The 272-nt window shown below is 37.5% G+C and carries 1 protein-coding gene; it reads right to left on the bottom strand.

Features of this window, described 5'->3' with window-relative positions:
• On the bottom strand, positions 1–272 hold a 272-nt coding region (locus tag ACPYOJ_RS35405), incomplete at both ends, for a hypothetical protein (RefSeq protein WP_481420394.1).

Raw genomic sequence — 272 nt, forward strand, 5'->3', positions numbered from 1 at the left:
GTTTTTACGACTGCGTGTCTGTGAGAAAAAGTTCCTCTTTCTACATCTTCACCAGAAATTCTTATGTTATGACCTTCCACAAGAAGCGTTGCATAAGCCAACCACTCCCCTAGAGCCCAATCCAAAGAGTTTCCTTCAATAGCTTTGATTCTGTTTTCGAGAAGTCTTGTAATTTTATTTAAAAACTTTTTATCAGCCGGAAGTGTAGACATTTTAATAGCCAGTTCCTTCAGCTTTTCTAAATTGAATTTGGTATCAACAGCTTCCTGAAC

It is taken from the genome of Rhizobium sp. SVR5-9E, assembly GCF_056755095.1.